Source organism: Arthrobacter zhaoguopingii (genome assembly GCF_009828605.1).
Classification (GTDB): domain Bacteria; phylum Actinomycetota; class Actinomycetes; order Actinomycetales; family Micrococcaceae; genus Arthrobacter_D; species Arthrobacter_D zhaoguopingii.
The window spans coordinates 36805-46987 of the sequence record NZ_WIAE01000018.1; the positions used below are offsets into that span (position 1 = coordinate 36805).

Sequence of the window (10183 nt, forward strand, 5' to 3'; positions counted from 1 at the left end):
TTACCGCCTCACCTCATAGATGAGTTGGGCGAACTGCCCCTGTTGGGTCGCTTCGCGCAGCACCAGGGCGTCGGGATTGACCCGTCGGGGAAACAGGGGGGCGCCGCCGGTCAAAGCCGCCGGGGCGACCGAAATCTGGATCTCGTCGAGATGTCCGCTGTCGAGGAATTGCCCGGCGAGGTCGCCGCCGCCGACAATCCAGATGTCCCGGTCGCCGGCTGCCTCGGTCAAGCGCTCAAATACCGTGTCCACCGCCCCGCTGACGAAGCGGACGTCCGCTCCCTCCGGGACTGGCAGGGTCCGGGAGGTGAAGACAAAGGTGGGTCGGGGTCCAAAATAGGTCGGCCACTTCTCGGGCGCCTCCAGCAGATTCTCCTCCCGGAGAACCCACTCGTAGGTTGTCGAGCCCTGGACCAGCACGCCGATCCCGGAGAGGAACCGTTCATGGCCGGCCGGGTCGGGGGCTTCGGCGGCGAAGAGCCAGTCAAGCGAGTTGGACTCATCGGCGATGAACCCGTTGAACGAGGTGGCGGTGTTGTAAATGACGCGCGGCATGACAGCAGGGTAGTTGCTTTGCCCGGGCAGGGCACCCTTCCCGGTCCGGTCGGTGCCGCAGGTCCGGCCGATCCTGCCCCGAACGCGCCGGACCGCTGGCGACTCAGGGCGCCCCGGTCGCCCTTTCGACAGGGTTCTCCTGCACGTAACGGTAGTACTCGCGCAGCGTGAGCTGCTGGGCCGCTTCCTCGTCAATGACCAGGGTTGCCCGGGGATGAAGCTGCAGCACCGACGCCGGACACATGCTCGACACCGGTCCCTCGACCGCCCGTGCGATCGCCTCCGCCTTGGCCGCCCCCTGTGCCACGAGAAGCACCTCCCGTGCCTCGAGGATGGTGCCCAGCCCCTGCGTTACGCAGTGGCGCGGCACCTGGTATTCGTCGGTGAAGAACCGCGAATTATCGACCCGGGTCGCGGACATCAGCGTCTTGACGCGGGTCCGGGAGGCAAGGGAGGAGGTCGGCTCGTTGAAGCCGATGTGCCCGTTGCGTCCGATCCCAAGGATCTGCAGGTCGATGCCACCGGCGGCGGCGATGGCGGCCTCGAATTCGGCACATGCCGCCTGCAGGTCCGGCGCGTTGCCCTGCGGCACGTGGACCTTCGCCGGGTCGAGCCTGAGCCGGTCGGTGACCTCCCGGCGGATCACCGAGGCGTAGCTTTCAGGGTGGCCCGGAGGCAGCCCGACGTACTCATCGAGCGCGAAGGCGTTGAGGGAACCGAGCGCGGGTGTCCACCTGCGCTCAAGTTCCTTGTAGAGGGACAGCGGGGAGGACCCGGTGGCCACCCCCAAGGTGCGGAGCGTGCCGGCGGCTGACCGCTTGAGGATTCGGTCGCTGGCGTACCCGCCGATATCGGCGGCGTTCGCGAGGATGACGATGTGCATGGGGAGCCAATCGTTACGGCGGATTCGGGAGTCGGTCAGAGCGGGGCGGGTGGGGCGACGATCACCTTCGTGCCGCCGGCTTCGAACGCTTTTTTCTGGGCGGCGGTGATACCGCTGTCGGTGATGAGGTTGTTGAAGACAAAACCGGTCATGGTCGCGAAGCTCCGCATCCCGATTTTCGATGAGTCCGCGACGATGTAGGTCTCGGAGGCGCGGCGGGCCATCAGGGCGTTGACCGCCGCTTCGCCCTCGTCGTTGACGGTGGGGCCGACCTCGGGATCGAGGCCATTCACCCCGACGAAGGCGATGTCGAGCGCGACGCGCTGCAGGATCACGTCGGTGTAGGGCCCCACCAGCTCGTAGGAGCGTGGGTTCACCACCCCACCGGTAACCATGATGCGGATATTCGGCCGAACCACAAGCTGCACTGCGATATTGATGGCGTTCGTGACCACGGTGAGGGTCGGTTTGTTCGAGGGTTCGAGCAGGTCGGGCCGCATGCCCAGGGCCTGGGCGATGGCCGTGCTTGTGGTGCCACCGCAGAGCCCGATCACCGCGCCCTTGGGGACCAGGGCGCTGGCGGCCTGGGCGATGGCCTGCTTCTGCGCTGTGTGGTCGTCGCGGTTGTACCGGGTGGGAAGGTCGTAGGCGACCGACTCCATGGTGGCCCCGCCGCGGGTCCGGGTGAGCAGGCGCTGGGTGGCCAGGCTGTCGAGGTCCCTCCGGGCCGTCGCGGGGGAAACCTTCAGCTCCCGGACGATATCTTCGACCTGCACGTGGCCGTCGGCGGCGAGCAGGTCCAGGATGGCGTTGAGCCGCTCGGTCTTTTCCATCGCTCAGCTCCCACCCTCTGAAAGGGCGAGCAGCCGCAGGAGGCGCGCCGCCTCGGGGGCCAGGGCCCGCCGTCCGGCACCCAGGTAGCGCCGTGAGTCCACAAGGTTCGGCTGCTCCTCGAGTACACCGCGCACCGCCCGGGTGAAGAAGCCGTTCAGGTGGGTCGAGACGTTGATCTTCGTCATCCCGGCCCGGACCGCCGCGACGAGCGTGTCATCCGGAACCCCCGAGGAGCCGTGAAGCACGAGCGGAACCTCAAGCACCGCGCGCAGTTCCCGCACGAGGCCGACATCGAGGGACGCGGTCCGCTCGGTCATGGCGTGCGAAGATCCCACGGCGACGGCGAGGGCATCGACCCCTGTCGCCTCGACGAAGCTGCGCGCCTCGCCCGGATCGGTGCGGACCCCGGGGGCGTGGGCTCCGTCCTTGCCGCCGATGCGTCCCAGCTCCGCCTCCACCAGCACGCCGGCGTCGCGGGCCCGCCCTGCCACCCGGGCCGTGGATCGAACATTTTCGGCGTAGGGAAGGGTTGAGCCGTCGTACATCACCGATCCGAAGCCCAGCTCGATGGCCTCGTCGACGAGCCGTTCGTCCTCGGCGTGGTCGAGGTGAAGTGCCACCGGCACATGGGCGCCTGCCGCGACGGCACGGCAGGCGAGGGCGAGGGGCGCGAGCGCACCGTGGTAGGCCGAGCAGTTCTGGGAGATCTGGAGGATCACCGGGAGCCCGGAGGATTCGGCGCCTTCAACGATTGCCTCTGCCGTCTCGAGGTGCAGCACGTTGAACCCACCGATTCCGGTTCCCGCGGCGAATGCCGCAGTGAGAAGGTCGCGCGTCGGAGTCAGTCCCATGGCGTGTCCTTCCGGCCGGCCGGGGTGCCCGGCGTGCCGACGCCCCCGGTGCGCCGGGTGACCACGAGGGTTTCCGCCAGCCGGCGGTGGTCCTCATGGATTTCACCGGCCGCGGGCATGAGCACGGCGGCCGCCGACCATGCGGTGGCGGTGCGCAGGAGCTCCTCGGTGTCCCGGTGGCCGGAGACGAGAAGTGCGGCGAGTGCGGCCACCGCGGCGTCACCGGCACCGGTTGCATTGCCACGCAGCGGCCGGGGGAGGGTGGCATGAAGGTGGCCGTCGGGGTCCTCGGCCGTGACGGCGAGCATCCCGTCCTCCCCGCAGCTGACGAAGACGCGGCGTGCTCCGAGGCCGATCAGGAGCCGCGCGCCCTCGACCGGGTCCCGGGTGCCTGTCGCTTCACTCAGTTCGGCGGCGTTCGGCTTGAGGGCATCAGCCCCGGCTTCGGCGGCACGCAGCAGCGCGGGCCCCGAGGCGTCGATGATCACCGGAATCCCTGTCCGCCCCGCGCGCCGCACGAGTCCGGCGTAGAACTCATCGGGAGCTCCGGGCGGCAGGCTGCCCGAGCCGACGACGCAGCCGGCGCCCGGGACGGCAGCGTCGATCTGCGCCTGGAGCGCCGCCCATTCGGCGCCGTCGAGAGGCGGGCCCGTCTCGTTGAACAGGGTGGTGTCACCGGCTGCGGAATCGTGGAAGGCGAGGCTCCGCCGGGTGGGCGCTGCGATGGGGACGAGGGCCGCCGGGATGCCGCTGGCGGCGAGATCGGTGCGGTACTGCCCGCCGGCGGGCCCGCCGACGGGGGCAAGGGCAAGCACCGGGACGTCCTGCTGGTGGAGGACCCGGGCGACGTTGAGGCCCTTGCCTCCGGCCCGCACGAAAGGGGTCCCCACCCGGTGGGTGGCACCGGGGACGAGTCCGGCCACCGTGTAGGTTTCGTCCAGTGCCGGGTTCGGCGTCACGGTGAGCACCCGTCCGGCGGGAGGGGCTTCCGTCACGGCCCGGCCACCAGGTCCCGGGCCCGGAGGCCTGCCCCGATCAGCCCGGCATCCTGGCCGAGCACCGAGGTGGTGAGGTGCGGAACTCGGTGGAATGACAGGCCGGACTTCACCCGTTCGCGCAGCGGATCCAGGAGCGCAGGGCCGGCCTGGGCGAGCCCGCCGCCGAGGATTACTGCCTCAGTGCCAAGGACCGCCGAGAGCTGGCAGATGCTGAACGCCAGGGCGTCGACGGCGTCATCCCAGACCTGGACGGCGTGCGGGTCGCCGCGGCGGGCCGCCTCGAGGACGCCCTTCGCCCCGGACACCGGCGAACCGGAGAGTTCGCTGTACCGACGGGTGATCGCTCCGGCGGATCCAACGGTCTCGAGGCAGCCGGCAGCACCACAGGGGCAGGCGAATCCGCCGGGCACGGCCGCGTGACCGATCTCGCCGGCGTACCCGCCGGCGCGCACCCGGCGGCCGTCGCAGAAGACCGCCGCGGCGATGCCCGTGCCGATGACCATCATGACGACGTCGCGCAGCCCGCGCCCGGCGCCGGCCCGCATCTCTGCCTCTCCCGCGATACTGACGTCGTGCCCGAAGGCCACGGGCAGGCCGGTGGCACGGGTGATGTTCTCGGTGAAGGCATAGTCCCGCCAGCCGAGGTTGGCCGACATGATGCCGATGCCGGCGTCCTCATCAACGAGCCCTGGCACCACGAAGCCGATGGATTCGATGGAACAGTCCGGGAACCGTGCCCGGTACTCCCCGGTCAGGGCGGCGACCTTCGCCACGATGGCGTCACCGGGATGCCGCTCGTCGCGGGGGGTGGGGATTCGGACCAGGGCGTGGAGGTCTCCGGCGTCGTCTAGCAGGGCGGCCTTCATGTCGGTGCCGCCCACGTCGAAGGCCAGGACGCCGCGGGCGGGCGGGGGCTTGCCGGTGCTGCTGCGCACCTCCGGTTCGGGTGTGGGCTCCACCACGACGCTCACGGGGATTCGGCCCCGAGAATGACGGAGCGGGACAGGTGCCGGGGAACATCGGGGTCGAGGCCGCGGGCGAGGGCCCGCTCCAGGGTCAGTTTGTGCACCCGGACCAGGCCGGCCAGCGGATGGAGGTCCGGGGCGGCAAAGAACGCTCCGGTTGCCTCGACCTCCGTCGCCAGCCCGTCCGGGGACGGGCCGAACAGCCAGGTGACGCGGCCGGGGGCGGCGATGGCGATGGGGCCATGCCGGTACTCCATGGCGGGATAGGACTCGGTCCATCCCTGCACGGCCTCCCGCATCTTTAGGGCCGCCTCGTGCGCGAGGCCCACGGTCCAGCCCGTGCCGAGGAAACTGAACTGTTCGGCGTCGAGCAGGTCCTGGGCAACCGGCTCCTCAAGGGCCCGCCGCGCATCGGCGACTGCGCCGGTCAGGTCGTGCCCGAGGGTGGCCAGCAGGTAGGCAAGGGCGGTGGTGGCGAAGCGCGTCTGCACCACCGAGGACTCGTCGGCGTAGGGAAGGGCGACGACGGCGTCCGCCAGTCCGGCGGCGGGGGAGGTGGGGTCGCCGAGGATCACCAGGGTGGGAACCCGGCCCTTCAGTTGCGTCAGCAGGGTCAGGATCTCGCTGGTCGTGCCGGAGCGGGTGATGGCAACGACCGCGTCGTAGGCCCGGGTCTCCAGTACCGAGGCTTCCGATGCAGCGAAGGCATCGGTTTCACCCCGGCCCGCGGTTTCGCGGGCGGCGGCGTAGGACTGCGCCATGAACCAGGACGTCCCGCAGCCCACGACGGCGACGCGCGCGCCGTCGGCCGGAATCGGCGACTGTTCCGTCCCGGCCTGAGCGATGGCGCGCTCCCACACCTCGGGCTGGGAGTACAGCTCGGCGGACATGTGCCGACCGGGCAGGGCAGCCGGAGGCGTGGACGGGTCGGCGGGCTGTGCCATGGGTGGCTCCTTCGGGCGGTGGCGCCCGGTGCGGGAAACGGTGGGGGTGCGTGCTCCCATGATGGCTCGTGATCGATCCAGATGTCCAGTGCTCAACCTCGATCAGTGGCGGGACTCCCCCTCGGCGGCGGCCGGGGACGGGTCGAGCGCCGGAACCGACCCTTCGATCCGCCGTTACCCGCTGTCCGGGCCCGGCGAGTTTCCCTTGACGTGAGACGCACATCACGTCATTATTTTGGAATTAGGTGATTCCTTGTGATTGGGGAGCGCCTTCAGGTATCACAAAACACCACTTTGCAACCTCGAGCCGCGCTTCTGGCCGTCCAGCCCGTCGGGATCAGGACACCCCCTCGGTGCTCTCACTCGAAACATCACCTGAAAGAGGATTTCATGAAGAACAGACTGCGTAGCGGCCTGGTGGCAGCTGTTGCCGCCGGGACCCTGATGGTCACCTCCTGCGGATTCGGCGGAGGCGGCTCCGAGGGCGGGGGCGAGGGTGGAGACACCACCCTCAACATGCTCGTACCGAGCTATTCCGACGGCACGAAGGCGCTGTGGGAGGGCGTGGTCGAGGAGTTCGAGGCTGCCAATGACGGCATCACCGTGGACCTCCAGATCGAATCCTGGGAGAACCTCGAGTCGGTCCTGCAGACCAAGATCCAGGCCGGCGAGGCCCCGGATATCTACAACGGCGGTGCCTTCTCCGCCTTTGCAGCAGAGGGACTGCTGTACCCGGCCGAGGACATCGCCTCGGAGGACGTCATCAGCGACTTCCAGGAGTCCTTCGCCGAGAATGAGTCGTTCGAAGGCACCCAGTACGGCCTTCCACTGATCGCCTCGGCCCGTGCCCTGTTCTACAACAAGGACCTGATGGAGGAGGCCGGCGTCGCCGAGCCGCCGAAGACCTGGGACGAACTCTACGACGCGGCCAAGAAGATCACCGACACCGGTACTCCCGGGTACGGCATGCCGCTGGGCTCGGAGGAGGCCCAGGGTGAAAGCCTCATCTGGTTCGCGGGCAACGGCGGCGGCTTCGGCGACGAATCCGAGATCACCGTGAACACCCCGGAAAACATCGAAGCGGCCGAGTTCATGAAGAAGATGATCACCGACGGAGTCACCCAGCCCGACCCCGGAGCTACCCAGCGCACTCCGATGATCAACGTCTTTGCCCAGGGCCAGATCGGTATGGTCTACGCCCTCCCGCAGACCGTCGGCCAGATCGAGAAGGAGAACCCGGACCTCAACTACGGGGTGGCCAACGTGCCCACCAAGAGCGGTGAGCCCGCCACCCTCGGTGTCGCTGACCGCCTGATGGCCTTCAAGAACGACGACAACAAGCAGGAGGCCATCACCGAGTTCATGAACTTCTTCTTTGAAAGCGACACCTACGTGAACTGGGTGGAGACCGAAGGCTTCCTTCCCACCACCAAGAGCGGCGCCGAGGCCATGGCCTCCAACGAGGACCTCAAGCCCTTCCTGGAGATGCTCCCCGACGCCAAGTTCTACCCCACGTCCAACCCGGCGTGGAACGCGACCGACGGCGCCTTCAAGTCGCTCATGGGCCAGCTTGAGGACCAGGACGCCAAGACGGTGCTCGACCAGATCCAGGCCAAGGCCGACGCCGCCTGATTCCGTGCGGTCCGTCACCGGAGCGCATCTCTAGTCCGCCAGCAGGGGAGCCGGCCCATTCGGCCGGCTCCCTCGCGTTCCCCAAGGAACGAACCGCACATGAGCACATTTTCAGCCCCGATCACCCGGGGGCGGAGGCCCGGCGGCCTCCAGAACCGGGACAGCCTGTGGGCGGCCCTGCCCTGGGTCGGTCCCGTCCTGCTCCTCATCTTCGGGGTGGTCCTCTTCCCCGCCGGCTACATGATCTACAACTCCACCCGCAGGATCAGCCAGGCCGGAACCAATGTCGAAGGCGTCGGGTTCGACAACTTCGCTTCAGTCTTCGCCGATCCCAACCTGCCGCGCATCCTGGTGAACACCCTGGTCTGGGTGGTCGTTGTGGTCTCGGTGACGGTCGTGCTGTCGCTGGCGCTGGCGAACTTCCTCAACAAACCCTTCCCCGGCCGCACCCTGGTGCGCATGGCCGTCGTCGTCCCGTGGGCGGCCAGCGTCGTCATGACGACGACCGTCTTCTACTATGGCCTGGACCGTGACTACGGCATCATGAACGCCTTCCTCGTCGACATCGGCGTCCTCGATTCCAGCTATGGCTTCACCAAGAACGTGGCGACGGCGCTCGGCGCCGCGATCGTCGTCGCGGTGTTCGTCTCGATCCCCTTCACCACCTACACGATCCTCGCTGGCCTTCAGGCCGTTCCCGGTGACGCCCTCGAAGCGGCCAAGGTGGATGGCGCCGGCCCGGTCCGCACCTACTTCAGCGTGGTGCTGCCGCAGCTGCGCGGGGCGCTCGCGGTGGCCGTGCTGATCAATGTCATCAACGTCTTCAACAACCTGCCTATCCTGCGCATCATGACCGGGTCGATTCCCGGCTACAGCGCCGACACCCTGATGACCTACATCTTCAAGGTGCTCCAGTTCGACCGGCGCCTCGATATCGCCAGCGCCCTGAGCGTGGTCAATTTCGCCGTCGTCGTTCTGATCGTCGCGGTGTACGTGAAGCTCGTTAAGCCCATGAAGGAGACCTGAGGTGTCAGTCAGTACCCCGGTCGAGGCCGTTCCGGCCCCTCCCCAGCAGGTCCGCGTCCGCAGGTACGGCCCCGACGGAATCAGCGGACGGCGGCTCGGACTGCGCGTTGCGGTCGGCGTCATCATCGCGTTGGTTTTCCTGACGCCGTACCTGATCATGCTCGTCGGGTCGCTCAAGACGCGTCCTGAAATTCTCGGGGTGCCGCCGCGGTACTTCCCGCAGGACGGACTCCAGCTGGGCAACTACGTCTCGATGTGGTCAACCCCGGAGACCCCGCTGCCCTACAACCTCATCTCGACGCTGATCATCTCGATCTTTGCGACGTTACTCGTGCTCCTGGTCGCCACGCCCGCGGCGTACTACACGGCGCGTTTCCGCTTCCCGGGAAAGCTCGCCTTCCTGTTCCTGGTGATCGTGACCCAGATGCTGCAGCCGGCCGTCCTGACTGCGGGGCTGTTCCGCCAGATGCTGGTCCTCGACATCAACGACACGTGGCTGGCGATGATCCTGATCAACGCAGCCTTCAACCTTTCGTTCGCGCTGTGGATCATGCACAGCTTCTTTGCCGGCATCCCCAAGGAGATCGACGAGGCAGCCCAGCTCGACGGCGCCGGCCGGCTCATGGTCCTGTTCCGGGTCAACCTTCCCCTCGTCTGGCCCGGCATTGTCACGGCGATCATCTTTACCTTCGTCTCCTCCTGGAACGAGTTCGCAGCCTCCCTGGTGATCATGTCCACGGCCGAAAACCAGCCGTTGTCGGTGGCGCTGACCAAGTTCATCGGTCAGTACGCAACGAGCTGGCAGTACGTGTTCGGCATCTCGGTCGTGGCGATCATTCCCGTGATCATCCTTTTCGCCCTGATCGAAAAGAGGCTGATCGGTGGGCTGACTGCGGGAGCCGTCAAGTAACTGGGCCGAAGCATCGAGGACGCTTCCAGTTTTTCGTTGTGAAGCGCCTCCTGCGGTGCTATCCCTAGAAGATGTCCGCAGCGGAGCGTTTCGAAGGAGAAGCGATGACAACGAGTCCCGACGCAGAGGAACGCGAGCTCAGCGACTGGAGCCGCACCCTGACCCAGGCGCTGCAGATCCTCGACCTCGAGGTGGACTCCGCCAAAATCCGTGAGGTGGCTGATCGGTCTTCGGCCGCGGTCTCGCCGAACGCGGGAGCCATCAGCGCCTTCCTCGTGGGGTATGCGGCCGGCACCGTCAACACCAAGGGTCGTAAGGGCGCAGACGAGGCAGTGCAGAAGGCCGCCTCCACCGTGCTGCGGGTGCTTTCCACGGGCGACGAGCGCGAAGAAAAAGGCTGGACCGGCACCGCGCAGTAACCACCGCCGCGAGTGTGCAGTACACCACCGAAAGCCCGTGGCTGTCTCAGGTTGTTAGCGCAACACCGGTGATCAGTTCGTTGAGTTTGTCATAGGGTTTGCGCCAGTGGAGGGTTTGTCGGGGGCGGATGTTGAGTAGCGTTTGGACGTCGGCGAGTTCAGCATC

General features: G+C 67.6%; 11 protein-coding genes. 4 read left to right on the forward strand and 7 right to left on the reverse strand.

Annotation, left to right across the window (positions count from 1 at the left end; all coding sequences use genetic code 11):
• The 7 genes from GVV77_RS16565 to GVV77_RS16595 form a co-directional block, all read right to left on the reverse strand.
• A complete protein-coding gene (locus GVV77_RS16565; protein ID WP_159620228.1) occupies positions 1-555 on the reverse strand; it encodes a dihydrofolate reductase family protein in 555 nt (184 codons plus the stop codon).
• 103 nt (positions 556-658) lie between these two features.
• On the reverse strand, positions 659-1438 hold the full coding sequence (nagB, locus tag GVV77_RS16570) for a glucosamine-6-phosphate deaminase (protein WP_159620230.1): 780 nt from the start codon (positions 1436-1438) through the stop codon (positions 659-661).
• A gap of 35 nt (positions 1439-1473) precedes the next feature.
• Positions 1474-2271, reverse strand: a complete 798-nt coding sequence (locus GVV77_RS16575; RefSeq protein ID WP_159620232.1) for a DeoR/GlpR family DNA-binding transcription regulator — start codon at positions 2269-2271, stop codon at positions 1474-1476.
• Between the two features lie 3 nt (positions 2272-2274).
• Entirely contained in the window at positions 2275-3123 is an 849-nt protein-coding gene (locus tag GVV77_RS16580; RefSeq protein ID WP_159620234.1) for a class II fructose-bisphosphate aldolase, read from the reverse strand.
• Entirely contained in the window at positions 3114-4118 is a 1005-nt protein-coding gene (locus GVV77_RS16585; protein ID WP_159620236.1) for a 1-phosphofructokinase family hexose kinase, read from the reverse strand. The genes GVV77_RS16580 and GVV77_RS16585 overlap by 10 nt, the downstream gene beginning before the upstream one ends.
• Positions 4115-5092, reverse strand: a complete 978-nt coding sequence (locus GVV77_RS16590; RefSeq protein WP_246199877.1) for an ROK family protein — start codon at positions 5090-5092, stop codon at positions 4115-4117. Before GVV77_RS16590 ends, GVV77_RS16585 begins: the two co-directional genes overlap by 4 nt.
• Positions 5089-6030 carry an SIS domain-containing protein gene (locus GVV77_RS16595; RefSeq protein WP_159620238.1) on the reverse strand — a complete coding sequence of 314 codons (942 nt, stop codon included), beginning with the start codon at positions 6028-6030 and terminating at the stop codon, positions 5089-5091. Before GVV77_RS16595 ends, GVV77_RS16590 begins: the two co-directional genes overlap by 4 nt.
• A gap of 390 nt (positions 6031-6420) precedes the next feature.
• Here GVV77_RS16595 and GVV77_RS16600 point away from each other — a divergent pair, with 390 nt between their 5' ends.
• The 4 genes from GVV77_RS16600 (at position 6421) to GVV77_RS16615 (ending at position 10017) form a co-directional block, all read left to right on the forward strand.
• Positions 6421-7662, forward strand: coding sequence for an extracellular solute-binding protein (locus GVV77_RS16600; RefSeq protein ID WP_159620240.1), 1242 nt, complete (start codon positions 6421-6423; stop codon positions 7660-7662).
• Between the two features lie 99 nt (positions 7663-7761).
• Complete coding sequence (locus GVV77_RS16605; protein WP_159620242.1) at positions 7762-8688, forward strand: carbohydrate ABC transporter permease; 927 nt, start codon at positions 7762-7764, stop codon at positions 8686-8688.
• Position 8689: 1 nt separating this feature from the next.
• On the forward strand, positions 8690-9598 hold the full coding sequence (locus GVV77_RS16610; protein ID WP_201291449.1) for a carbohydrate ABC transporter permease: 909 nt from the start codon (positions 8690-8692) through the stop codon (positions 9596-9598).
• Positions 9599-9702: 104 nt separating this feature from the next.
• Positions 9703-10017 (forward strand): DUF6457 domain-containing protein, encoded by a 315-nt coding sequence (locus GVV77_RS16615; protein ID WP_159620244.1) that lies wholly within the window; start codon positions 9703-9705, stop codon positions 10015-10017.
• The last annotated feature ends 166 nt before the right edge of the window (positions 10018-10183 follow it).